Source organism: Ruegeria sp. N11 (assembly GCF_056531525.1).
In genome coordinates this window covers 62,210-85,211 of sequence record NZ_JBQFLX010000023.1, presented here as the reverse complement: position 1 = coordinate 85,211, position 23,002 = coordinate 62,210, and the positions used below count along the sequence as shown (strand labels likewise).

The window sequence follows — 23,002 nt, the reverse complement described above, 5'->3', positions numbered from 1 at the left end:
CCGCGCATTGCCCGGCGCCGGGCCCAACCAAAGGAGGTGTTTCGCAAGAAGCACTGACGATGGGCAGGAGCGTTTGCGGTTTGGTCAATCACCAAGTTTGGCGTGAACCTCGTCCAGATCGATTTCACCGATCGGCATCTTGTTTGCCGGGTTTTCGAAATCGTATTTGAATAGATCGAAATCCTGTTTGTAGATCTCATAGACCAGATGCATCGACAGGTCGTCGAAATAAGCCTCGATCGGATGCGCGCGCTTGGGCCCGTGTCCTTCGGATTCGTTGAACCGCGGAATATCCGACAATGCTATGGCGTGAGGGGTCTGGATGTGATCCAGAACATCCTGCATCCCGTCGTTGAAACGTTCGGTCCAGAAAATCCGGTCATACCGCCCGCCATTCACGATGAAGGTCGAGACATGCCCGGACATCGCCGACCAGTGAATGTCCGGATCCATCGGGCGCCGCCAGCGAATCGTATCACGCGCAAAAAGCAGGAACCGGCGAAAGCTGGCGATCTGGTCGAACTCTCCCTTGCCGTCGTCGCCGCCAACCTCGATGCCGTAATTGTAAACCAGCGTCGGCACAAGGTTGCCGCGATACCGTTTCCCATTGCGCTGAATGCCGCAGATCTTGTCGAAAAACGAGCTCAGAACGCGGGTGTACGGGTTGCGCACGCAGGTAAAGGAATAAGATGCGTGCGAGCGGACATTGGTTGAAATCGGGTCCTGACTCGGGCCAAAAGCCCATTTATGCATGCCATCTTTGGCATCATGTATGTCGCCATCAAAGAACCTGCCATGATCGGAATAATACATGATCTGCCCGATGGTCGAGCAGGCACATTTGGGCACAACACGGTAAACCATGCTTTCACTTTCGGTCATCCAGGTGCCGGGAAAACCCATCTGCTGTGCCTCCTTATCCGATCGGGTCTCAGATTGACGCGTCGGCTTTGGACCCCAAAGAAGCAAAAAAATTCTGTTTATTCAATCGCTCATCCTCAGTATCACGGTTGCGAACAGGCAGAAACGGAAATCGCGTAACTCAGATGGCAAAGATTGCCTATATTTTGCTGTGCCACAAAGACCCCGACGCGATCATCGCGCAGGCCCGGCAACTGACTGCGGCCGGTGACTGCATGGCGATCCATTTCGATGCGCGTGCTAAGGCTGAAGATTACGCCAGAATACAAACGGCCCTGAAGGACAACCCGAACGTCGCATTCGCAGTCAAACGGATCAAATGCGGCTGGGGTGCCTGGTCGCTGGTTCAGGCAACGCTCCACGCGCTTTCAGCAGCGGTCGAAAGTTTTCCGCGCGCAACGCATTTCTACATGCTGTCAGGCGACTGCATGGCGATCAAGACAGCCGAATACGTTCACGATTTCCTGAACCGCAACGATTTGGATTTCATCGAAAGCCACGACTTTTTCGAAAGCAACTGGATCAAGACCGGCATGAAGGACGACCGGCTGATCTATCGACACTATTTCAATGAACGTACGCAAAGCGGGCGGTTCTATGCGTCATACGAGATACAAAAACGTATGGGCCTGACCCGTGAAATCCCGCAAGACCTGCAGGTCATGATCGGCAGCCAATGGTGGTGTCTGCGACGCCAGACCGTGGAAAAGATCCTGGATTTCCTGCGCCAGCGACGAGATGTTGTCCGGTTCTTCGCGACAACCTGGATTCCGGACGAGACCTTTTTTCAAACGCTTGTCCGCCATCTTATCCCAAGACGGGAAATCGAGAACCGGACGCTGACCTTTCTGATGTTCTCGGATTACGGCATGCCGGTGACGTTCTATAACGACCATTATGACATGCTGCTTGGTCAGGATTATCTGTTCGCCCGCAAGATCAGCCCCGAAGCGCTTGAGCTCAAGGAAAGACTGGGCAAACTCTACGCCAGCGACGGCATTGACTTCCAGATTTCGAATGAAGGACGCAGCCTCTATGACTTTCTGGCCGGGCGCGGGCGGGTTGGCCGGCGTTATGCCCCGCGTTTTTGGGAAGCTGGAAACACGCTGGACCCCGGACGCGAGATCTACCTGATCGCCTGCAAAAAATGGCACGTCGCCAAGCGGCTGGTAGATCAGATCATGTCGGAAACAGACATTCCCTGCGTTGAATACCTGTTCAACGAACAGGATTCGCCATTGCCGGACCTGGGAGGTATTGAAACCACCCTGGTCAAACGGGGCCGTCATCGGCGCGCCGTGGTGCGCATGCTTTTCGAATGTTTTGAAACTGACAGGCTGGTCCTGTGCGTGGACCCGGCAAACCTTGAGATCATTCAAGATTTTTGTGCGGATCAGGCCCGGACGCATGTTCTGGAGATCGAATGCGATTACTCGGATGAGTACCTGATAGGCCACGCACGCCGTGTCGGACTGGCCGGGGAAAACACGCCGACGCAGCGGGTCGCCCACCTGTTGCCCGCGCTCAGAAACTCATTGGCTTACGAATCCGAACTTATCCGCAGTGCAGGACTTGAGGGCCATTTTCGCCTTCGCGAATCCGCCGAACGTGAAGAAAACGAAGCGGCGATCGCCGCGTTTCTGAGGATTTCTCCGGAAAAGGCGCGGTCGGTCATGCAGTTGGACTATCTGTTTCTGGACTGAGACCATGCGGCTTTGCGACGGTATCCGCCCGGCGGCACGACAGGCCTCTCGGGCAATCGATCAATCGCATCCACGTCCGGTTTCGTTTTGTTGCAATATTCGTCGATCAACTTTTGGGTCTGAGGTTGCCGACCCCGATAGCACGTAGCCGAAACAATCCACATCAAGCTCAATATTGAAACGCACCGCGCTGGGATCACTCGATGCGCAGATCCTTCTGAGCCTTGGTGTCTATTCGGTGTGTTGCCATCGAAAAAAAGCCCACCGAACGGCGGGCTTTTTTTGGGGCGTTTCGACTTAGTCGTACAATACGGCGGCGATTGCCGGATCTTCCATATTGGACGCGTCATAATAGTAGAACCCGGTATCAATCAGGGCTGGTACACTTTCACCCTTGGACGCGGCCACCGCCGCCTTTACCGTTTCGTATCCGATACCGACGGGGTTCTGGGTAATGGCCCCTGCCATCAGGCCGCTCTTGATCGCGTCCTTCTGGGCCTTGCCGCTGTCATAGCCAATAATGACCAGACCTTCGGTGCCCAGTTCCTGCACACCGTTCACAACGCCAATCGCCGATCCTTCGTTGGTTCCGAAAATACCGTTCAGATCTGGATTGGCTGTCAGGATCGCCTTTGTCACCTCGGTGGATTTCAGATGGTCGCCCTGTCCGTACTGAACCGTTACGACCTCGATATCGGGATACTTCTCGGCGATGCGATTGACGAACCCATCGCGACGGTCGATGCCTGTGCGGCTGGTTTGGTCATGGGCCACGACGGCAACCTTGCCTTTGCCACCCAGCATTTCAGCCATCTTGTCAGCAGCCAGACCCGCAGCAGCCAGATTGTCTGTGGTCGCGGTGGACACCGGAATGTCACTGTCCACCCCGCTGTCGAACGCGATGATCGGAATGCCCTTGTCATTGGCTTGTTTCAGCAGCGGGATCGCCGCCTGGCTGTCCAGCGCGGCAAAGCCGATGGCCTTGGGGTTGTTGGCCAGCGCAGCGGCCAGCATATCGATCTGGCGATCCACCATGGTTTCGTTGTCAGGCCCTTCGAACGTGATGGTGACATTGTATTCGTTCGCTGCTTGCTCGGCTCCGGCCTTCACGGCCTGCCAGAACTGGTGCTGGAACCCTTTGGACACAAGCGGGATATAGACCTCCTCGGCCACGGCCATCGAGGCCGGAACGGAAAGGCTGGCAGCACTGAGCGCCCCCAGAATGAAACGACGTGTAAACATGATTTTCTCCTCCAGTTGGTCGTTTTTTTCGTTTTCTGAAATGATCAGCCGGTTTTCTTGCGCCGGGCCATGTCGGCATAGACGGCAAGGATGATGATTGCTCCGGTCACGACGGTCTGCCATTCCTGCGCAACCGACAGCACCCGCAGACCATTGGTCAGAACCGCCATGATCAGCGCGCCGATCAGCGTGCCCAGGATGGTGCCGCGCCCGCCGGACAGGGATGTACCGCCGATCACCACGGCTGCAATCGCCTCCAGCTCGTACCCAAGACCCAATGCCGGTTGCGCCGAATTCAGCCGCGAGGCGATCAGGATTCCCGCAATGCCGCAGATCGCGCCAGCCAGCGCATAGATGCGCATCTTCCACATGTCGGTGTTCACACCGGACAGGCGCACCGCCTCTTCGTTCGAGCCCAGCGCGAAAGTATAACGGCCCAGAACGGTGCGCCCCAAGATGTACGAGGCGGCGATGGCCACGAGAAACAGGATCAGCACGCCATTGGGGATCGGCAGCGCCGGAATGACCTCACCGATCAGCGACCCGCGCGAGATCTGGTCGAAACCCGGCGTGTCATTGAAATAGATCGGCCGCGTGCCGGAAATCACCAGTGACAGACCCTTCAGGATCAGCATCATGCCCAGCGTGGCGATGAAGGGCGGGATCTTCATCTTCGCCACGAATGTGCCCGAGCACAGCCCGCAAAACGCGCCGGCCGCGATGGCCGCAGCCACACCCAGCAGCAAAGGCATGCCCAGATAAGTCAGAACCACACCGGCGATGACCGCGCAAAACGTCATCAGCGTACCCACCGACAGGTCAATCCCACCGGTAATGATCACCAATGTCGCTGCCACCGCCAGCACTCCGTTGACCGACGTTGCCTGCAGAATGGCAATCATGTTCGAGGTCTGCATGAAGTTGGGCGATGCGATCGAGAAGCCGATCAGCAGGGCGATCAGGCTGGCGAAGGCCAGCAACTTCTGGTACGCGCCGCTTTCCGACAGGCCCGCAAGTGGCTTTTTCTTGTCGAGATCCGTTGCTGTGGTCATTGCACTGTCCCTGTAACCTGCATCGCCGCCTTGCGTTGGGTGGCCAGATGCATGATGTCTTCCTGAGTGGTGTCTTTTCCGCCGGGCAGGATGCCGGTCAGCCGGCCCTCGCACATCACGGCGATGCGATGGCTCAGCCGCATGATCTCGGGCAGTTCGGATGAGATCACGATGATGGTTTTGCCTTGTTCTGCCAGCTCTTCCAGCAGCTTGTAGATTTCCGATTTTGCGCCGACATCGATGCCGCGCGTCGGCTCGTCAAAGATCAGAATGTCGCAATCCCGCAGCAACCATTTGGCAATGACAACCTTTTGCTGGTTGCCCCCTGACAACAGCCGCACTTCCTGCACATCGGATGGCGTCCGGATGCCCAATTGATTGATGTAGCTTTTGGCGGCGGTGCCGATTTCACTGTCGTTCAGAACGCCGCCTGTACCGGTGAACAGATCCATCGAAGCCAGCGCGATATTGTCCCGTACGTTCATGCCGGTGGCGAGGCCGAAGTGCTTACGATCCTCGGAAAGGTATCCAATCCCGGCCCGCACCGCATCCCTGGGGGATCTGATCGAGACGGATTGTCCGTGTACCCGGATTTCACCGCTGTCTTTCGGGTCCGCTCCAAATATGGCCCGCGCCACCTCGGTCCGGCCCGCCCCCATCAGACCCGCAAATCCCAGAATCTCACCCTTCTGGACCGAGAAGCTGACATCCTGAATTTCGACGCCCCGTGACAGGTTGCAGATCTCAAGCGAAACTTCGGCCCCGGCCAGATCGGGTACCTCCAGCGGTTCTTCCTTGACCTCGCGACCCACCATCATCGCGATGATCTGGCTGATCGGGGTTTCGGCGGCACCGACCGTACCGACATATTCGCCGTCACGCATCACCGTGACTCTGTCGGCGATCTGTTTCAGTTCGTCCATTTTGTGGCTGATATAGACGATGCCTACGCCTTCGGCCTTGAGGCGGCGGATGATTACAAAGAGTTCGGCAATCTCGGCATCGTTCAGTGCCGCCGTTGGTTCATCCATGATCAGCACTTTCGAGCGGTAGGACAGAGCCTTGGCAATCTCGACCATCTGTTGCTTGGCGATGGTCAGGCCGCCGACCAGCGCCCTTGGGTCGAGCCCCAGGTTCATCGAAGCAAAGATGTCGGCTGTCTGTGCATTCAGCGCCGCATCGTCCAGTCGACCAAAGCTTTTGCGCGGCTCGCGACCGATAAAGATGTTCTGCGCCACGGTCAGGTCGTTCATCAGGCTCAGCTCCTGATGAATAATGCCGATCCCCAGATCCTGCGCCTGACGCGGGGATTGTGGGCTGACGACCCGGCCTTCGACCGACAACGACCCACCATCGCGCTGATAAATGCCTGAAAGGATTTTCATCAGCGTGCTTTTCCCGGCGCCGTTCTCGCCCATCAGCGCGTGAACCTCGCCGGGAACCAGATCGAACTGCACGGATTTCAGCGCGTGCACGCCGGGGAAGTGTTTTTCAATCCCCGTCATTTCGACCAGTTTCGTCATTTCTCCTCCCATTTGTCCCTCAGCCCCCGTGTCGCATCCGGTTCACATCACCGCTCCGATCTGCCACGGAACAAACTCGACCCCTCCGAATCCGAGCTGCTCGCTTTTCGTCTGTTCGCCCGATGCGACGCGGATCAGAATCTCGAATAGTTCCTCGCCCTTGGCTTCGATGCTGACGCCCTCGGTGACGATGTCGCCGCAGTTCAGGTCCATGTCGTCGGACATGCGGGCATACATTTCGGAATTGGTGGCCAGCTTGATGCAGGGTGTCGGCTGATAGCCGGAAACCGAGCCGCGCCCGGTGGTGAACACAATCAGGTTCGACCCTGACGCCACCTGACCCGTGACCGAGCAGGGATCAAACCCCGGACTGTCCATGAAAACAAACCCGTGTTTGTCCACGATCTGGCCAAACTCGTACACATCGCGCAGAGGCGCCGTACCGCCCTTGGCGACCGCACCCAGCGATTTTTCCAGAATCGTCGTCAGCCCGCCGCGCTTGTTGCCGGGGCTGGGGTTGTTGTCCATCTCGCCGCCGTTTCGTTCGGTGTAGTCCTCCCACCAGCGGATGCGGGCGATCAGCTTTTCTCCAACTTCGACGGTTTCGGCACGACGGGTCAAAAGATGTTCCGCACCGTAGATTTCGGACGTCTCCGACAGAATGGTCGTGCCACCGTGCCGAACCAGCAGGTCCGAGGCGTAGCCAAGCGCCGGGTTTGCCGTGATGCCGGAATACCCGTCTGAACCGCCGCATTGCATTCCAACGGTGATTGCACTGACGGGCGCGGGTTGCCGGGTGGCCTGATTGGCCAGTTCGGCAATTCCGCGCAGCTCTTCCAGCCCCCGCTCGATGGTTCGGCGCGTGCCGCCCTCGTTCTGGATCGTCATATAACGCAATGCGCCATCGGGACGGATCGGACGCCCCCCGACCAGATCGGACACCTGCATGACTTCGCAGCCCAGACCGATCAGAAGAATGCCACCAAAATTCGGGTGCTGCGCATAGCCTGCCAATGTGCGGAACAGGGCGGCATAGCCTTCGCTCTTGCCGGACATTCCGCAACCGGTGCCATGAACAATCGGCACAATGCCGTCGACGTTGGGGTAAGCATCCAGAAGGCCCGATTTCTCGGCCGCCTCGGAAATGAAACGCGCGACCGAGCCGGAACAGTTCACGGTGGTCAAAATGCCGATGTAATTCCGCGTGCCCACTTTGCCGTCCGCTCGGTGAAACCCCTGAAAGGTCCGGGTGTGATGTATTTCGGGCAATGGCACGCAGGCAGCCGCATGCGCATAGTCCTGCTGATGCTCTCCCATCCCAAGGTTGTGGACATGGACATGCGCGCCCGGCGCAATATCTGACTTGGCCTGCCCGATGATCTGGCCATACCGGATCACATTCGTCCCTTCGGGGATATGCACCACGGCAATCTTGTGGCCACGCCCGATCGAACCCGGCAAAGGCGCAGGCACTCCTGTCGGGCAGTCGCCAGCCGAAAGGTCACGCAGCGCAATGACCACATTGTCATCCGGGTTCAGCCTGACGGTGTCCTGCGCCTTGTCCTGAAGGCCCTTGTTTTTCTGCTGTGCTTGCATTGTTTTCCCACTTGCCTGCACAAATTGCTAATGAGCGAACCCACACTTGTCAACTAACATGTTAGTATGCTAGATCGAAAATCATGAACCGACCTCAAGACATCGACGCAACCTTGCTGCCTGAAATTGCCGTGACAGAAGGCTCGCTGGCGCACCGTGTTTATCTTGCGATCAAGCAGGCCATCCTGTCCCTGGATTTCCTGCCGGGCGCAAATCTGAAGAAAGCGCCGATCTGTGAACGGCTTGGCGTCTCCCGTGCGCCCGTGGCCGAGGCGATTGCCCGGCTGGCAGCCGAAGGGCTGGTGGATGTGGTTCCGCAATCGGGAACGCGGGTATCCTATTTCTCGATGTCGGAAATCCGCGAGGGCGTCTTTCTGCGCGAAGCCCTTGAACTGGCTACCGTCGCCAAGGTCGCCCGCGATTTTACCGAAGACCAGCGCAAGCGCCTGAGTCGCAACATGCGGCTGCAGGAACTGCTGATCGAGGATGAGGACATCCCCGGGTTCTATCAGGCCGACGAGGAATTTCACGCCCTGCTGATGGCCTTTACCGGCTTTGTCCGGCTACCGGATGTGGCGCAAACGGTTTCGCTGCAGGTCAGCCGTGCACGCATGCTGCTGTTGCCTACCCCGGGCCGCGTTGCGGAAACGCTGCAGGAACACCGCGCGATATTCGACGCGGTCCAGGACCGCAACGAACAAGCCGCACAGGAGGCGATGCGCCATCACCTGGGACAGTTGATGCCGCGCATCGAGGTTCTGGAACGCGAAAAACCACACCTGTTCAACATCAGCTCCCACCCAGAACGAGACGCAGGATGACCGTTTCTCAGACCGAACTCCTCAACAACCGAACGTCACGCCCTGTTCCTTTGACCCGCATGGGTTTCGGGGGCGCGCCATTGGGAAACCTCTATCGCAAGGTGTCCGATGCCGACGCACAGGCCGCGCTGCATGCGGCCTTCGATGCCGGAATCCGTTTCTTTGACACCGCACCGCAATACGGGCTGGGCCGGTCTGAACAGCGTTTCGGAGAGGCCATCCCGGTCTTTGGACGTGACAACATTCAGCTTTCCACAAAGATCGGGCGCCTTCTTGTGGACTGCGAACCGCATGAGGTCACGCCCGAAGCTTTCGTGGATGTTCCCCGGAAACGCATCGTATTCGACTACACCTATGACGGTGTCATGCGATCCTACGAGGCCAGCCGCGAACGGATCGGCGTCGCCAATGCCGACATTCTTCTGGTGCATGATGTTTGCGTGTTCAGCCAGGGCAGTCAGGAAGCATCCGACGCGAAGGTCCGAGAGCTTTTTGACGGCGGCGGCTACCGCGCACTGGCTGAATTGCGTGAGGCGGGCGAAATCGCCGCGATCGGCGCCGGGGTCAATGAATGGCAGGTGTGCGAGAAATTGCTGGGTCTGGGGGATTTCGACGGCTTCCTTCTGGCTGGGCGATACACGCTGCTGGAACAGGAGGCGTTGGACAGCTTTCTGCCGCTCTGCGAAAAGCGCGATGTCGGCATCATTCTGGGCGGCCCCTACAACTCGGGCATTCTGGCGACCGGCGCGGTTCCCGGAGCAAAGTACAATTACGTGGATGCGCCACCGGACATCATGGACAAAGTGCGCGAAATTGAGTCCGTGTGTGACGCTCACGGCACCCCGTTGATTGCGGCCGCCCTGCAGTTCGTTCTTGGGCATCCATGTGTCAAAACTGTTGTACCCGGGGCGGTCAGTGCGGCCGAGGTGGATGCGAATGTCGCCCTGCTGGAGCGCAATATTCCCGCTTCGCTGTGGTCGGACCTGAAATCCGAAGGCCTGATCCGCGCGGATGCCCCCCTGCCATCGGAGACGGCCCATGCTGCGTAACATCGACCCCCTGCTTTCCCCTGACCTTCTGCACGCCTTACGATCCATGGGGCACGGAGATGACATCGTTATCGCTGACGCCAATTTCCCCGGCTCCAGCACAGGTCCCGAATGCTTGCGGGCGGATGGATCCTCGGCCAGTGATATTCTTCGGGCCGTTCTCTCGGTCATGCCGCTGGACAATTTTGTTCCCGACCCCGCCCTGACCATGCAGGTGGTGGGAAACCCCGAGGCGATCCCCGAAGCGGTGGCCGATTTTCAATCCGTCATTCACCAGACAGCCGACAACCCCGTCGAAATACAAAGCCTTGAGCGCTTTGCATTCTATGAACGCGCATCCCAAGCTTTCGTCATCGTCCAGACCGGCGAGCGCAGGCTTTATGGCAATATCATCCTGAAAAAGGGCGTGATTGGATGAGAATTGATGCTCATCAGCATTTCTGGTCTCTGGATCGGGGTGATTACGGCTGGCTGACAGCCGAGATGGGGTCGATCTACAGGGATTTTCTGCCCGCCGATCTGCTGCCCCTGATTGAACGTGCCGGAATCGATGGCACTGTTCTGGTTCAGGCTGCCCCGACCGTTGCCGAAACAGAGTTCATGTTGTCGTTGGCGGGCAAAACTTCCTTTGTCAAAGGCGTCGTGGGCTGGGTTGATTTCGAAGCATCCGATGCCCCACAACAGATTAAGGCGCTGGCACAAAACCCACTCCTCGTCGGTTTGCGCCCGATGATTCAGGATATCGAGGATCCTGAATGGATGCTGCGGGAGTCTCTGCACCCGGCCTTTGCGGCGCTCATCGATCACGAACTGGCCTTTGATGCCCTGACCTTGCTCAAGCATCTTGGGCCGTTGCGCCGTTTGCTGGCCAGATACCCGCAGATGCGGGTTATCGTGGATCACGCATCAAAACCGGCAATCCGGGACGATCGGCTGTCTGACTGGGCCGATGACATTGCCGCAATCGCCAGCAACAGCCATGCGTTTTGCAAGCTGTCCGGACTTGTGACCGAAGCGCGGCCCGACTGGGACATCGGCGACCTGCGCCCTGTCGTGGATCATCTGCTGAACGTGTTCGGACCCGAACGCCTGATCTGGGGCAGCGACTGGCCGGTTTGCACTCTTGCCAGCAGCTATGAACGTTGGGTCGAGGTTACTGACACGCTGCTTTCGAGTCTGACACCTGAAGAACGCTCGGCAATTCTGGGCGGCAATGCGCTGCGCGCCTACAGCCTGAGGGAATAAAATGAACCTGTCTGAATTTGACCGCGACGGTGTGTGGCTGGGTCGTGTCGAACGGGCCGGCATTGGACCGTGCGTTGTCACCTTGCGCGGCGAAAGCCTGATGGACATCACATCAAGAACCGCGCCTACGATCCGGGATGTCCTCGAACGCGAAGATGCGGTGGAATATGTCCGCGCCGCCGACGGTGATGTGCTGGACCCTGCCCGCGATACATTTGCCTGGCTTGCCCCTTGTGATCTGCAGTCCGTCAAAGCCTGCGGCGTCACCTTTGCCGGCTCAATGGTCGAACGCGTGATCGAAGAAAAGGCCGGTGGCGACCCGGCCCGGGCCGACAGCATCCGCAACCGGATCGGTGCCCGCATCGGCAAGAAACTGAGCGATATCGTCCCCGGATCGGGCGCCGCTGCAAAGGCAAAACAAGCCCTGATCGAAGAAGGTTTGTGGAGCCAGTACCTTGAGGTGGGCATCGGACCCGACGCCGAGGTCTTTTCCAAGGCGCAGGTCCTGTCGTCGGTGGGGTACGGGGCCGAGATTGGTCTGCACCCGATTTCGGAATGGAACAACCCAGAACCCGAAATCGTGCTTGCCGTGAATTCGCAAGGCGTGATCATGGGTGCGACATTGGGCAATGACGTCAATCTGCGCGACGTCGAGGGGCGCTCGGCCTTGTTGCTGAGCAAGGCCAAGGACAACAATGCGTCCTGCGCGATCGGTCCGCTGATCCGGCTGTTCGATGACCATTATTCGCTGGACGATGTGCGACAGGCCGAACTGACACTGACTGTAAACGGTCCGGACGGTTTCAACCTGAACGGAAGCTCCTCCATGTCCCAGATCAGCCGCGATCCTGCAGATCTTGTTTGCCAGACGATCGGGCGGCATCACCAGTATCCGGACGGCCTGATGCTGTTCCTCGGGACCCTGTTCGCCCCGACGCAGGATCGGGAAACACCCGGAGGAGGGTTTACACACAAGCTGGGAGACGTTGTAACCATCGCCAGTGAAAAGCTGGGCACACTGACCAACACGGTGCGTCTGGCGACTGAGTGCCCCGAATGGCGTTTCGGGGCGTCCCATCTGATGCGAAACCTGGCCCGGCGCGGCCTGCTGTAAGAAAGAACCAAAATATGCTCACCGGAAAACACCTGATCGCTGGCGAATGGATTGGCGCGGACACTGTCTTTGCTTCGCAGCCTGCAGAAGGCCCCGCCCATGACTTTGCGGCGGGAACGGCATCTCACGTCGACGCCGCCGTCGACGCCGCCGAAGAGGCGTTTGCAACCTACGGCTGGTCCTCGCGCGCCGAACGGGCAGAGCTGTTACGCCGGGTCGCCGACGAAATCGATGCCCAGGGGGATGCAATCACCGAAATTGGCAGCCAGGAAACCGGCCTTCCCGCAGCCCGCCTGCAAGGAGAGCGCGGGCGGACAGTGGGACAGTTGCGCCTGTTCGCCGATTACATCCTTCAGGGTGACTATCTGGACATGCGCCATGACCCAGCTATGCCCGACCGCGCGCCCCTGCCGCGCCCGGACCTGCGGATGATACAGCGCCCTCTGGGTCCGGTTGCCGTATTCGGGGCCTCCAATTTCCCGCTGGCGTTTTCGGTTGCGGGCGGTGACACCGCCGCGGCGCTGGCCGCCGGATGCCCGGTTGTCGTCAAGGGGCACCCGGCACATCCGGGCACTGGCGAGATCGTCGCACAGGCCATCGACGCCGCCGTCAAGGCTTGCGGGGTCCACCCGGGTGTCTTCTCGCTGGTTCAGGGTGACGCACGTGAAGTCGGCGAACGGCTGGTTCAGCACCCATTGATCCGCGCAGTTGGCTTCACCGGCAGCCTGGCCGGGGGGCGGGCGCTGTTCGATCTGTGCGCGCAACGGGACGAGCCTATTCCGTTCTTCGGTGAACTCGGGTCGGTCAACCCGATGTTTATCCTGCCTCAGGCGGCGGCTGCCCGCGCGGCAGATATCGGTGCGGGCTGGGCCGGTTCGCTCACCTTGGGCGCGGGTCAGTTCTGCACAAATCCCGGCATCGCCGTGGTGATCGATGGCCCGGATGCGGACGCGCTGGAAGCCGCGACAGCAGATGCGCTGCAGGACGTTGCCGCCCAAACCATGCTGACCGACGGAATCGCGAACGCATACCGGCAAGGGTCAGATCGCGTGGCGGCCTGCAACGGTGTTACCCGGATCCTGGGCGAAAGCTGTGAGACACGCTCAGCCAGACCTTGGCTGTTCAGTGTTTCCGGCAAAGACTGGCAATCGAACCATCGATTGCAGGAAGAGGTGTTTGGCCCGCTCGGCATCATCGTGCGCGTTCAGGATATCTGCGAAATGCGCGATATCGCCCGTACGATCGAAGGCCAGTTGACCTGCACCGTTCACATGGATGCGGGCGACGCGCAGGATGCCGGTTCGCTGCTGCCACTGCTGGAGCGAAAAGCCGGGCGCATTCTGGCCAACGGGTTCCCCACCGGGGTCGAAGTTTGCGACGCGATGGTCCATGGCGGGCCCTACCCGGCCTCGACCAACTTTGGCGCAACTTCTGTGGGAACGCTTTCGATCCGGCGCTTCCTGCGTCCCGTTTGCTATCAGAATTTTCCAGCCGAATTGCTGCCGGAACAGGGATGAGGTCCGGTATGCCGAACGAAGGAACACCAGCGCGACTGGCCGGGAAAACCGCCCTGATCACGGCGGCAGGCCAAGGCATCGGCCGAGCGTCAGTCGAACTTTTTGCCGCCGAAGGGGCGCAGGTCATTGCATGCGACATCAACTCTGATGCGTTGGCCTCGCTTGATGGAACAGCGGGGGTGACAACGCTGCAACTGGATGTGACGGATGCCAATGCTGTGCAGGCCGCTGTCGCGAATCTGCCGGCACTGGATGTGCTGTTCAATTGCGCGGGCTATGTTGCAAACGGGTCCATTCTGGAATGCGAGGAACGCGACTGGGATTTCAGTTTCGACCTGAACGTCAAGGCCATGTATCGTCTGACCCGGCTGATCTTACCGAACATGTTGGAAAACGGCGGCGGCTCGATCATCAACATGTCGTCGGTTGCCTCGTCGATCAAGGGCGTGCCGAACCGCTTTGCCTATTGCGCCTCGAAAGCGGCCGTCATTGGTCTGACCAAATCGGTCGCGGCGGATTTCGTCACGCAAGGGGTTCGCTGCAACGCGATCTGTCCGGGGACTGTGGACAGCCCCTCTCTGCATGACCGGCTGCGCGAAACCGGCGACTATCAGAAGGCGATGACGGATTTTATCGCGCGCCAGCCCATGGGGCGCATCGGAACCGCCGAAGAGATCGCGGAACTCGCACTCTACCTGGCCAGCGACGCCAGCAAATACACCACCGGACAGCCCTTTTCCATCGATGGCGGCTGGACGATCTGAACGAATGAGGGAAACAGGATGAAACTTCTGCGCTTTGGGCCTGTCGGTCAGGAAAAACCGGGCCTTCTGGATGATACCGGAGTAATTCGGGACCTGTCGGGGGTTGTGGATGACATTGCCGGCGAAACGCTGGGCGATGAGAGCCTGCAAAAACTCCGCGCGCTGGACCCCGCTCAATTGCCGCAAGCCGATGCGAATACCCGGATCGGTGCATGTGTCGGGCAGGTCGGAAAGTTTATCTGCATTGGCCTGAACTATGCCGACCATGCTGACGAAAGCGGTATGGAACTGCCGCAGGAGCCAGTCGTCTTTTTCAAGGCAACCTCGGCCATCATGGGGCCGAATGACACCGTGGAAATCCCGCGCGGATCGGTCAAAACCGATTGGGAGGTCGAACTGGGCGTGGTTATCGGCAAAGCCGCAAAATACGTGTCAGAAGCCGAAGCGTTAGACCATGTGGCGGGCTATTGCGTGATCAACGACCTGTCTGAACGCGATTTCCAACTTCATCGCTCGGGCCAGTGGGTCAAGGGCAAGTCGGCGGATACGTTTGGTCCGATTGGCCCGTGGTTGGTGACGCGGGACGAGGTTTCGGACCCGCAAAACATGGCAATGTTTCTTGAGGTGAACGGGCATCGTTATCAGCACGGATCGACCCGGACGATGCATTTCGCCGTTGCGACAGTAGTTTCGTACCTTTCCCAGTTCATGTCCCTGCAGCCGGGCGATGTGATCGCCACCGGAACACCGCCGGGTGTCGGGATGGGTCAGACACCGCAGACCTATCTGAAGCCCGGTGACAAAATCGAACTGGGCATCGAAGGTCTGGGCGTGCAGAAACAGAACGTCGTTGCTGGCTGATCCGGGCAACCGTGAACTTGACCATGTCCGGGTGCGGCGCTAAGGCCCGGATATGGACAAGCAAAAGAAACCCTCTCGCCAGCAGGTCTATACGCTGCTGGTTCAGATCGGACGGAAAGAAGGTGACGGTCTGCCCGAGGGCGCGACCGGTGCCGCACTGATGTGTTTTGCCAGCGGCGTGGACGAGGCGGAAGCGGTACGGGAAACCGTGGCGATTCTGAAACAGGCCGATACCGCTCCGCTGGATGTTACCGGCTATGGCACACTGGCCGAGCGTGAGGCGCAGGGCCATGACATCGATTCCGACGAACGTGCTCTGATGCAACGGGCGCTGGATGAAAACGCGGTCATCGTCGCGCAGATGACGCCGTTTTTCGGGGATCCGGAACAGTCCTAGTTCCGCGCCCCGAACCATTTGCGGTAGATTTCTGAATACGTGCCGTCTTCACGCAGGGACAGCAGCGCCTGGTTGACTTCTTCGACCAAAGGCGAGCCGGTCGGAAAGGCGATCCCATAGGTTTCGCGCAGGAAAATTCCGCCTGTCACCGAGGCGATTTTCCGGCCTTCATGAGAGGCGTAATAGGACAGGATCGGTGCATCGAAGACGACCGCATCCAGTTCCTCTTTCTCGAAGGATGTCAGCATCTCTTCCAGTCCGGGATAGCCGGTAAATTCAATTTCCCGACGGTTCAGAAAGTTGGCGGCGGTCGAGCCTGAGATCGTGCCAACCTGCTTGCCGTAAAGGTCATTGACCGAGTTTACGCTGCCGGTGATCGCATCCACTGTCATGACCGATGTAATCCGGGCCGTGAAAACGGACACGATGAACAGCGAGGAAACAACCAGAATGACCCCCAGCAAACGGCCAAAAGGCGTGCGGGGCATGCGTTCTTCGAAGCCGCCATTGACCACCAGGTTCAATGCCCACCAAAAAGACGGGAACCATGCCTCGTTCAGCTTACGGTCAAAATAGGGCTGCGCGCGCCGCTCGAAACTCCACATCAGCATCCCGCCGCCCAGCAGGATCGCAAAAGCCAGCCCGATGGCTATGAACAGTTCGCGCGACAACAGCGCCTGTAGCAGGGACGGCCGGCGCATCGCTTCGGACGGAACCATGATCTGCAAACCGGATTCGAAAATCGGCTGGCTGAAATCCATACTCGTTTCGCGTGACGCGGTGATCGAGATATTGGCGATCGCGAGATCCGCTGTCCCGTCCTGCACCGAATTCAGCATGTCCCCAAAGGCATCCAACCGGTTGACCGAATATTCCCAGCCCAGCGCGCTGGACAGGGCTTCCAGCAAGTCCATGGAAAAACCGCTCTGGTCCCCGTCCTCGACATAGGAAAACGGGGGGCGGGTTACGGTCGAGACCGTAAGCGATTGCGCCTGGCTTTGCTGTGCAAGAACGGCGAAAGTCAGGCAGATCACTGCGAAGAATAGGCGTTTCATCGACAAGATACCTGTTTCGCGGCCCTCTAACTTAGTTTTGGACCGGGCGGCAAGGTGATCGCGGGGTAAAGCGCCATGTTTTCCGGACGTCTCAACCAGACATGCGTGGGCAAAACAGTTGGAAAATTTGCGCCCTGGGGTTGGCAATCGGGCCAATTCGTTGAATCTGTGCACGAACCTGCCCAGCAATACAGACAAGAGGCCCGCGATGACAGACCCGGTACAATTGACGGCAGACCTGATCCGTTGCCCATCGGTCACACCCGAGGAAGGCGGCGCGCTGGTTCTGTTGCAGAAAGTCCTGTCGGACGCGGGCTTTGAATGCACCCGGGCGGATCGCGGCGGGATCAGCAATCTGTTTGCGCGCTGGGGCAGCAAGGGCCATGCGCGTAGCTTCGGCTTCAACGGGCATACCGACGTCGTTCCTGTAGGTGATGAGGCAGCATGGACCATGCCGCCCTTTGGGGCCGAAATACGCGATGGGGTCATGTATGGCCGGGGCGCCACGGACATGAAGTCGGGCGTCGCTGCGTTTGCAGCCGCAGCTATTGATTTCGTACGGGACACTCCGCCGGACGGAGCCATCATCCTGACCATCACCGGGGATGAGGAAGCCGATGCGCTGGACGGCACAACCGCATTGCTGGATTACATGGACACTGCGGACGAACGTATGTCGGTCTGTCTGGTTGGCGAACCCACCTGCCCGAACCGCATGGGTGATATGATCAAGATCGGGCGGCGCGGCTCGATGACCGCATGGTTCACTGTCAGTGGGGTACAAGGCCATTCGGCCTATCCTCATCGCGCGAAGAACCCGGTGCCCGCCATCGCTCGGCTGATGGACCGGCTGGCCAGCCACCAGCTGGATCAGGGCTCGGACCATTTCGATGCATCGACCCTTGCGGTCGTCACAATCGATACCGGAAATCCGGCCACGAACGTGATCCCCGCGCAATGTCGTGGGGCAGTGAACATCCGCTTCAACGACCTTCATTCCGGGCAAAGCCTGAGCGACTGGCTAGACGCCGAAGCGGACCGGGTTGCCGAAGAGTTTGGCGTCACCATCGATACCCGCATCAAAATCTCCGGCGAAAGCTTTCTGACGCCGCCGGGCCCCCTGTCGGATCTGGTTTCGGGCGCGATCGAAGCCGAAACCGGAATCGCTCCCGAGCTGTCCACAACCGGCGGTACATCGGATGCGCGCTTCGTCAAGAACCATTGCCCGGTGGTCGAATTCGGGCTTGTCGGGCGCACCATGCATCAGGTCGACGAATGCGTCGAAGTCGCGCAAATCGAACAGCTCAAGGCGATTTATACCCGCATTCTCGGGGATTACTTCGCCTGATCCATGCAACGCACTTTGATTATCATGATCAAGGAACCACGCCCGGGTCGGGTCAAGACGCGACTGGGTCGGGATATCGGCATGGTTGGTGCAGCGTGGTGGTTTCGGCATCAGGCAAGGGCTCTGATCCGGCGGCTGCGCGATCCTCGGTGGCAGATCATGCTGGCCGTTTCACCCGATCAGGAGGGTTTGGCCAGCCGGATCTGGCCCGCCGATTTGCCGCGCGTCGCGCAAGGGCAAGGCGATCTGGGCGTCCGCATGGCCCGGATGTTACGCAGCGCTCCGGACGGGCCCGTCTGCCTGATCGGTGCCGATATACCGGGCATTACCCGAAACCACATCGCAAGCGCCTTTCGCGCCCTGGGGGCGACGCAAATGGTATTTGGACCTGCGACAGATGGCGGGTACTGGCTGGTTGGTGCGCAAGGCGTAGCGGCGCTGCCACCCGGATTGTTCAATAACGTGCGCTGGTCGACGGAACACGCGCTGGCGGACACACTCGCCTCGATCCCCGATCGCAGCTTCGCGCTGCTGGATTATCTGAACGACGTGGATACCGTCGCAGATCTGCAAACCTGATCCACACGACTGCTTTTTTGGTCATGACGCGGTCGCATCCCCGTGCTAGGCCGAAATCATGACTCGCATCCCCACCAAGCAGGAGGTCCTGGACTGGATCTCGGCGAACCCCACCCTGACCTCGAAACGCGATATCGCCAAGGCCTTTGGCATCAAGGGCGCGGACCGAATTGACCTCAAGCGTATCCTCAAGGAGCTAGAGGCCGAAGGGCATCTGGAAAAGCGCAAGCGCAGCTATCGCGACCCCGACCGTCTGCCTCCCGTCAGTGTGTTGCAGGTGAAGGCGCCGAACGCTGACGGCGATCTGTTTGCACGTCCGCTGGAATGGCATGGCGAAGGGGTCGAGCCCGTTGTCCTGATCGTCGCCCGCGCCAGCGATCCGGCGCTGGGCGAAGGGGACCGCATCCTGGCTCGCCTGACGGTGGTGCATGAGGAAGACCACAATTACGAGGCGCGACTGATCCGCCGTATCGGAACCAACCCGCGCAAGATCGTCGGCATCTTCCGCAAAGGTGCCGAGGGCGGGCGGATCGTTCCCATCGACAAGACCGGCCAGACCGAATGGCTGGTTCACGATGGCGCGGTGCTGGGCGCGAAAGACGGCGAACTGGTCGAGGCCGAACAGGCCGGGCCAAAGAACCGCATGGGCCTGCCCCGTGCGCGGATCGTGGAACGGCTGGGTGATCCGTCTGCGCCCAAGGCCGTGTCGCTGATCGCCATCCATCAGCACGGCATACCTGATGATTTTCCGGACAAGGTGATTGACGAGGCTGACAAGGCCAAACCCGTCGGCCTGAAAGGACGCGAAGACCTGCGGGACATGCCGTTGCTGACCATCGACCCGTCGGACGCACGGGACCATGACGACGCCTGCTATGCACATGCCGACGACGATCCCAAGAACCCCGGCGGCCATGTCATCTGGGTCGCGATTGCAGACGTGGCAGCTTATGTGCAGCCAGGTACGGCATTGGATCGCGAGGCGCGCAAGCGCGGCAATTCCAGTTATTTCCCCGACCGGGTCGTGCCGATGCTGCCGGATCGTTTGTCGGGTGATCTGTGTTCGCTGCACGAAGGTGTTCCGCGCGCCTGTATCGCCGTGCGAATGCAGATCGACGCGGATGGCAACAAGATCGGCCACCGCTTCGTTCGGGCCCTGATGCGCTCTGCTGCTTCGCTGAATTACACCGAAGTGCAGGAAGCTATTGACGGTAATCCCAACGACCGTACCGGACCCCTGTTGGAACCGGTTCTGAAACCGCTCTATGCTGCGTATGCCGCGCTGAAAAAGGCGCGCTCGGTACGGCAACCACTGGAACTTGACCTGCCCGAACGCAAGATCGTCCTCAGCGACAGCGGAGAGGTGGTGAGCGTGGCCTTCCGCGAACGTCTGGACGCACACAAACTGATCGAGGAGTTCATGATCCTCGCCAATGTCGCCGCCGCCGAGACGTTGATCGCCAAGCGCCAGCCACTATTGTTCCGGGTGCATGAAGAACCTGCCCCCGAAAAGCTGGAAAGCCTGCGCGAAACGGCTCAGGCCGCGGGCCTCAACCTTGCCAAGGGACAAGTGTTGCAGACACGCCACCTGAACGCGCTGCTAAACGCCGCTGCCGGAACCGAGGACGCAGAACTGATCAACCTCACCACCCTCAGGTCGATGGCGCAGGCGTATTACAACCCCGAGAATTTCGGCCACTTCGGTTTGGCATTGCGGAACTATGCGCATTTCACTTCGCCCATCCGTCGCTATTCCGACCTGATCGTGCATCGCGGGCTGATCTCGGCCCATGGCTGGGGCAAGGACGGGTTGACCGAGGATGACATCGACCGCCTGGAAGAGACTGCGACCCAAATCTCGGACACCGAACGTCGTTCGATGATGGCGGAACGGGACACAACCGACCGCTATCTTGCCGCCTATCTCAGCGAGCGGGTGGGCAATGAGTTCACCGGTCGCATCAGCGGCATCGCCCGGTTCGGCGCCTTCGTGAAGATGGATGAAACCGGCGCGGACGGGCTGGTGCCGGTGCGCTCACTGGGTCGGGAGTTCTTCCATTTCGACCGCGAGGCCGGAACCCTGATGGGGTCGGACACCGGCCTGATCATCGCCATAGGTCAGCGTGTCACCGTTCGTCTGACTGAAGCGACGCCTGTGACTGGCGGGCTGGAACTGGAGTTGTTGTCGATTGACGATCAGGCCCTGCCGCGCGGACGGGGGCCGGCAAAGCGGGCAACCCGGCGCAAGGCGGTCAGCACCAAGCGCAAGAAGGACAAGATCAAGCGCAAGGTCGAACGCAAACGCCGTCAGAGGTGATAAGTCAGCGCCCGCGCGATCAGCCACCCATGACGGGTTTCGTCGATCTGGCCAATGTCATCGAACAACACGGCTCGATTGCCATCGATCCGGTCCTCACCGGGAAAGGCCGAGGTGAAATCGCCCATCAACCGGCTCTGGCAATGTACGAACAGGGCGAAGCTGGCGGATTTGTGGCTACCAAGCCGGACTGTCGATCCCTTGGGCGCCAGATAGGCAAGCTGGCCCCAGCGCAACGCTTCGGTCAATGGCTGCGCGGCTTCCAGATCGCTTGCGGTCTCAAAGACCAGCTCTCGCAGGATCAGGGCACCCTTTCGGGTGCTCTGGGGCAGATCCTCGAAAGCCTGTGCCACTGCCGGGTCGTCAAAAGGTCTCATATCAGTGGGATCGCCTGTTCCATGCGGTCAATATAGCTGTTCAGCAGTTTATCCTGTTTGATCCGCCGCGTCAGCGGAGTGTCCGCCGGTGTCGCTCGCATCGCCGCGAGAATTGGTCCAACACTCATATCCGCCGATGTCGGGTGTTCCGCCAGCAGGAACGGAGATTGCCAAAGAAATGCGGCGATGGACTCCAGATCCCGCTCGATCCGTTCCATCCGTTCAGCAACCGAAAATCGGCCAACCCCCTGCGCCTGCAATCCTTTCAGAACGGATTTTCGGATGGCATTGGAAACCGGCTTTCGGATCAAAGCCGGTACAGAGGTAAAGAACGTGTTTCGCAGGATCGGCCAGACCTCGTCATTGCCCCAGCGGTCCAGAACGATCTGAAAATACAAGTGTTCTTCAGCCATTCGCACCAAAGCACGCGATTGCGCCTTTTGAATGTCGCTCAGGCCCCGGTCGAATTCGGCGCCCTGCGCCTCCAGCCAGTCCCGGATCAGGTCACTGTCCGGCACCAACCGGTCGGGTGTGCGCAACACCGGAAGCTTGTGGTGCGGCATCATTCGGGGATCCAGAAGATCCGACCGTTGCCACGACTGGCCGGAGTGCTGCAGCATGAGAGCCGTTTTCACGCAAAAGGGGCTGGCACTGTATTGGCCAAAGGCGGATGGGAAGGTCAGAAGGGTCAGCATCAAAATCGCTCCTAAATGGGATGGTCGATGCATAACTCCGACTGATGACAGAAACTGACATCAGGTTTAGGCTAAGTTGCATCATGACCCGAACCACCCGACTGTTCCAACTGATGCAGGCCCTGCGCTCGGGCCCGTCTCCCAGAACGTCCTCACAACTGGCGCAGGATCTTGGTGTCTCGGCCCGCACGGTTCACCGCGACATAGACACATTGCGCGGCCTTGGCGCAGTCATCGACGGAGAGGCCGGTTTTGGGTTCACCCTGATCGAAGACGCGACCCTGCCACCGCTTGGTTTTACCGATGATGAACTTGAAGCCCTTGTTCTTGGCCTGCGCGAAGTGCAGCAGATCGGGGACCCTGCCCTGTCCGACGCAGCCAGCGCGGCGCTGCGCAAATTGCAGGGCCGCCTGCCACAGCGCCAGTCCCACAGGCTAAGCCATGCGGTGCTGACAGCAACACGTTTTGACCGTCCGGCCACGCCCTCGATTCATGTCCCTGATCTGCGGCAGGCCACGTGGGATGAACGCACGGTCGAGTTCGCCTATACCGATGCAAAAGGCGATGCCACCACGCGGCGCGTCAATCCGCTCAGCATCGTCTATATGGATCGGGCCAGCATTCTGCTGAGCTGGTGCCACCTGCGCCGGGATTTCCGGTTTTTCCGCTTGGACCGGATGCAGGACATGAAGATCACGGAAGAAAGCTTTCGCCCCAATCGCGTTCCCTTTCTGCGGCAAGCACTGGCCCGAATCCGAGAAGACCGTGAGGCGCATAGCCGGGAATACCAGAACGGCGAGTCCTAACAGCCACTTAAGCAACGCGC

Annotated in this window: 22 protein-coding genes; 14 read left to right on the top strand and 8 right to left on the bottom strand. The window is 59.5% G+C overall.

Annotation, left to right across the window (positions count from 1 at the left end):
• Positions 1-84: 84 nt before the first annotated feature.
• Complete coding sequence (locus ACR0J8_RS20525) at positions 85-903, bottom strand: sulfotransferase family protein (RefSeq protein WP_480892021.1); 819 nt, start codon at positions 901-903, stop codon at positions 85-87.
• Between the two features lie 143 nt (positions 904-1,046).
• Here ACR0J8_RS20525 and ACR0J8_RS20520 point away from each other — a divergent pair, with 143 nt between their 5' ends.
• The gene (locus ACR0J8_RS20520; RefSeq protein ID WP_480527048.1) at positions 1,047-2,624 is read left to right on the top strand and encodes a DUF5928 domain-containing protein; all 1,578 of its coding nucleotides are present in this window, start codon (positions 1,047-1,049) and stop codon (positions 2,622-2,624) included.
• A gap of 297 nt (positions 2,625-2,921) precedes the next feature.
• Here ACR0J8_RS20520 and ACR0J8_RS20515 read toward each other — a convergent pair whose 3' ends face one another.
• Genes ACR0J8_RS20515 through ACR0J8_RS20500 form a run of 4 tightly spaced genes read right to left on the bottom strand, consistent with a single transcriptional unit; the run spans position 2,922 to position 8,037 of the window.
• A complete protein-coding gene (locus ACR0J8_RS20515; RefSeq protein WP_170681871.1) occupies positions 2,922-3,866 on the bottom strand; it encodes an ABC transporter substrate-binding protein in 945 nt (314 codons plus the stop codon).
• A 44-nt stretch (positions 3,867-3,910) separates the two neighbouring features.
• Positions 3,911-4,918 carry an ABC transporter permease gene (locus tag ACR0J8_RS20510; protein WP_170615619.1) on the bottom strand — a complete coding sequence of 336 codons (1,008 nt, stop codon included), beginning with the start codon at positions 4,916-4,918 and terminating at the stop codon, positions 3,911-3,913.
• Positions 4,915-6,441, bottom strand: a complete 1,527-nt coding sequence (locus tag ACR0J8_RS20505; protein WP_480527046.1) for a sugar ABC transporter ATP-binding protein — start codon at positions 6,439-6,441, stop codon at positions 4,915-4,917. The genes ACR0J8_RS20510 and ACR0J8_RS20505 overlap by 4 nt, the downstream gene beginning before the upstream one ends.
• A gap of 42 nt (positions 6,442-6,483) precedes the next feature.
• The gene (locus ACR0J8_RS20500) at positions 6,484-8,037 is read right to left on the bottom strand and encodes a UxaA family hydrolase (RefSeq protein WP_480527045.1); all 1,554 of its coding nucleotides are present in this window, start codon (positions 8,035-8,037) and stop codon (positions 6,484-6,486) included.
• 83 nt (positions 8,038-8,120) lie between these two features.
• Between ACR0J8_RS20500 and ACR0J8_RS20495 the strand changes: the two genes are divergently transcribed.
• The 9 genes from ACR0J8_RS20495 to ACR0J8_RS20455 are packed head-to-tail and all read left to right on the top strand — an operon-like array spanning position 8,121 to position 15,805.
• Positions 8,121-8,858, top strand: coding sequence for a GntR family transcriptional regulator (locus ACR0J8_RS20495; protein WP_480527044.1), 738 nt, complete (start codon positions 8,121-8,123; stop codon positions 8,856-8,858).
• Positions 8,855-9,907, top strand: coding sequence for an aldo/keto reductase (locus ACR0J8_RS20490; protein WP_480527043.1), 1,053 nt, complete (start codon positions 8,855-8,857; stop codon positions 9,905-9,907). The genes ACR0J8_RS20495 and ACR0J8_RS20490 overlap by 4 nt, the downstream gene beginning before the upstream one ends.
• Positions 9,897-10,325 (top strand): RbsD/FucU family protein, encoded by a 429-nt coding sequence (locus tag ACR0J8_RS20485; protein ID WP_480527041.1) that lies wholly within the window; start codon positions 9,897-9,899, stop codon positions 10,323-10,325. The genes ACR0J8_RS20490 and ACR0J8_RS20485 overlap by 11 nt, the downstream gene beginning before the upstream one ends.
• Positions 10,322-11,152, top strand: a complete 831-nt coding sequence (locus ACR0J8_RS20480) for an amidohydrolase family protein (protein ID WP_480527039.1) — start codon at positions 10,322-10,324, stop codon at positions 11,150-11,152. Before ACR0J8_RS20485 ends, ACR0J8_RS20480 begins: the two co-directional genes overlap by 4 nt.
• 1 nt (position 11,153) lies before the next feature.
• Entirely contained in the window at positions 11,154-12,266 is a 1,113-nt protein-coding gene (locus tag ACR0J8_RS20475; RefSeq protein ID WP_480527037.1) for a fumarylacetoacetate hydrolase family protein, read from the top strand.
• A 14-nt stretch (positions 12,267-12,280) separates the two neighbouring features.
• The gene (locus tag ACR0J8_RS20470) at positions 12,281-13,783 is read left to right on the top strand and encodes an aldehyde dehydrogenase (NADP(+)) (protein WP_480527035.1); all 1,503 of its coding nucleotides are present in this window, start codon (positions 12,281-12,283) and stop codon (positions 13,781-13,783) included.
• A gap of 8 nt (positions 13,784-13,791) precedes the next feature.
• Positions 13,792-14,547: an SDR family oxidoreductase gene (locus tag ACR0J8_RS20465; protein WP_480527034.1), complete on the top strand. Its 756-nt coding sequence runs from the start codon at positions 13,792-13,794 to the stop codon at positions 14,545-14,547.
• A gap of 18 nt (positions 14,548-14,565) precedes the next feature.
• Complete coding sequence (locus ACR0J8_RS20460) at positions 14,566-15,408, top strand: fumarylacetoacetate hydrolase family protein (RefSeq protein ID WP_480892012.1); 843 nt, start codon at positions 14,566-14,568, stop codon at positions 15,406-15,408.
• Between the two features lie 52 nt (positions 15,409-15,460).
• Entirely contained in the window at positions 15,461-15,805 is a 345-nt protein-coding gene (locus tag ACR0J8_RS20455; protein ID WP_170681859.1) for a hypothetical protein, read from the top strand.
• On the opposite strand, the gene ACR0J8_RS20450 is transcribed toward ACR0J8_RS20455, so the two are convergent.
• Positions 15,802-16,860 (bottom strand): transporter substrate-binding domain-containing protein, encoded by a 1,059-nt coding sequence (locus ACR0J8_RS20450; RefSeq protein WP_480527030.1) that lies wholly within the window; start codon positions 16,858-16,860, stop codon positions 15,802-15,804. The two genes, ACR0J8_RS20455 and ACR0J8_RS20450, sit on opposite strands and share 4 nt — an antisense overlap.
• Positions 16,861-17,068: 208 nt before the next feature.
• Between ACR0J8_RS20450 and dapE the strand changes: the two genes are divergently transcribed.
• The 3 genes from dapE to rnr are packed head-to-tail and all read left to right on the top strand — an operon-like array spanning position 17,069 to position 21,104.
• The gene (gene dapE, locus ACR0J8_RS20445; RefSeq protein WP_480527029.1) at positions 17,069-18,208 is read left to right on the top strand and encodes a succinyl-diaminopimelate desuccinylase; all 1,140 of its coding nucleotides are present in this window, start codon (positions 17,069-17,071) and stop codon (positions 18,206-18,208) included.
• Positions 18,209-18,211: 3 nt separating this feature from the next.
• On the top strand, positions 18,212-18,787 hold the full coding sequence (locus ACR0J8_RS20440) for a TIGR04282 family arsenosugar biosynthesis glycosyltransferase (RefSeq protein WP_170619580.1): 576 nt from the start codon (positions 18,212-18,214) through the stop codon (positions 18,785-18,787).
• A gap of 58 nt (positions 18,788-18,845) precedes the next feature.
• A complete protein-coding gene (gene rnr / locus ACR0J8_RS20435; RefSeq protein ID WP_480527027.1) occupies positions 18,846-21,104 on the top strand; it encodes a ribonuclease R in 2,259 nt (752 codons plus the stop codon).
• Here rnr and ACR0J8_RS20430 read toward each other — a convergent pair.
• Both ACR0J8_RS20430 and ACR0J8_RS20425 read right to left on the bottom strand, forming a co-directional pair.
• Positions 21,095-21,481, bottom strand: a complete 387-nt coding sequence (locus ACR0J8_RS20430; RefSeq protein ID WP_480527025.1) for a DUF1801 domain-containing protein — start codon at positions 21,479-21,481, stop codon at positions 21,095-21,097. The two genes, rnr and ACR0J8_RS20430, sit on opposite strands and share 10 nt — an antisense overlap.
• A complete protein-coding gene (locus ACR0J8_RS20425; protein ID WP_480892005.1) occupies positions 21,478-22,176 on the bottom strand; it encodes a glutathione S-transferase family protein in 699 nt (232 codons plus the stop codon). Before ACR0J8_RS20425 ends, ACR0J8_RS20430 begins: the two co-directional genes overlap by 4 nt.
• 83 nt (positions 22,177-22,259) lie before the next feature.
• On the opposite strand from ACR0J8_RS20425, the gene ACR0J8_RS20420 reads away from it, so the two are divergent.
• Positions 22,260-22,982 carry a helix-turn-helix transcriptional regulator gene (locus tag ACR0J8_RS20420; RefSeq protein ID WP_480527023.1) on the top strand — a complete coding sequence of 241 codons (723 nt, stop codon included), beginning with the start codon at positions 22,260-22,262 and terminating at the stop codon, positions 22,980-22,982.
• Positions 22,983-23,002: the final 20 nt, after the last annotated feature.

Bases quoted from the DNA above. Each gene is read 5' to 3' on its own strand.
- ACR0J8_RS20520 (WP_480527048.1), top strand. From the start codon at position 1,047: ATGGCAAAGATTGCCTATATTTTGCTGTGCCACAAAGACCCCGACGCG.
- ACR0J8_RS20515 (WP_170681871.1), bottom strand. From the start codon at position 3,866: ATGTTTACACGTCGTTTCATTCTGGGGGCGCTCAGTGCTGCCAGCCTT.
- ACR0J8_RS20440 (WP_170619580.1), top strand. From the start codon at position 18,212: ATGCAACGCACTTTGATTATCATGATCAAGGAACCACGCCCGGGTCGG.
- rnr (WP_480527027.1), top strand. From the start codon at position 18,846: ATGACTCGCATCCCCACCAAGCAGGAGGTCCTGGACTGGATCTCGGCG.
- ACR0J8_RS20455 (WP_170681859.1), top strand. From the start codon at position 15,461: ATGGACAAGCAAAAGAAACCCTCTCGCCAGCAGGTCTATACGCTGCTG.
- ACR0J8_RS20525 (WP_480892021.1), bottom strand. From the start codon at position 903: ATGGGTTTTCCCGGCACCTGGATGACCGAAAGTGAAAGCATGGTTTAC.
- dapE (WP_480527029.1), top strand. From the start codon at position 17,069: ATGACAGACCCGGTACAATTGACGGCAGACCTGATCCGTTGCCCATCG.
- ACR0J8_RS20465 (WP_480527034.1), top strand. From the start codon at position 13,792: ATGCCGAACGAAGGAACACCAGCGCGACTGGCCGGGAAAACCGCCCTG.
- ACR0J8_RS20475 (WP_480527037.1), top strand. From the start codon at position 11,154: ATGAACCTGTCTGAATTTGACCGCGACGGTGTGTGGCTGGGTCGTGTC.
- ACR0J8_RS20470 (WP_480527035.1), top strand. From the start codon at position 12,281: ATGCTCACCGGAAAACACCTGATCGCTGGCGAATGGATTGGCGCGGAC.
- ACR0J8_RS20495 (WP_480527044.1), top strand. From the start codon at position 8,121: ATGAACCGACCTCAAGACATCGACGCAACCTTGCTGCCTGAAATTGCC.
- ACR0J8_RS20490 (WP_480527043.1), top strand. From the start codon at position 8,855: ATGACCGTTTCTCAGACCGAACTCCTCAACAACCGAACGTCACGCCCT.
- ACR0J8_RS20430 (WP_480527025.1), bottom strand. From the start codon at position 21,481: ATGAGACCTTTTGACGACCCGGCAGTGGCACAGGCTTTCGAGGATCTG.
- ACR0J8_RS20420 (WP_480527023.1), top strand. From the start codon at position 22,260: ATGACCCGAACCACCCGACTGTTCCAACTGATGCAGGCCCTGCGCTCG.
- ACR0J8_RS20460 (WP_480892012.1), top strand. From the start codon at position 14,566: ATGAAACTTCTGCGCTTTGGGCCTGTCGGTCAGGAAAAACCGGGCCTT.
- ACR0J8_RS20480 (WP_480527039.1), top strand. From the start codon at position 10,322: ATGAGAATTGATGCTCATCAGCATTTCTGGTCTCTGGATCGGGGTGAT.
- ACR0J8_RS20505 (WP_480527046.1), bottom strand. From the start codon at position 6,441: ATGACGAAACTGGTCGAAATGACGGGGATTGAAAAACACTTCCCCGGC.
- ACR0J8_RS20500 (WP_480527045.1), bottom strand. From the start codon at position 8,037: ATGCAAGCACAGCAGAAAAACAAGGGCCTTCAGGACAAGGCGCAGGAC.
- ACR0J8_RS20485 (WP_480527041.1), top strand. From the start codon at position 9,897: ATGCTGCGTAACATCGACCCCCTGCTTTCCCCTGACCTTCTGCACGCC.
- ACR0J8_RS20510 (WP_170615619.1), bottom strand. From the start codon at position 4,918: ATGACCACAGCAACGGATCTCGACAAGAAAAAGCCACTTGCGGGCCTG.
- ACR0J8_RS20425 (WP_480892005.1), bottom strand. From the start codon at position 22,176: ATGCTGACCCTTCTGACCTTCCCATCCGCCTTTGGCCAATACAGTGCC.
- ACR0J8_RS20450 (WP_480527030.1), bottom strand. From the start codon at position 16,860: ATGAAACGCCTATTCTTCGCAGTGATCTGCCTGACTTTCGCCGTTCTT.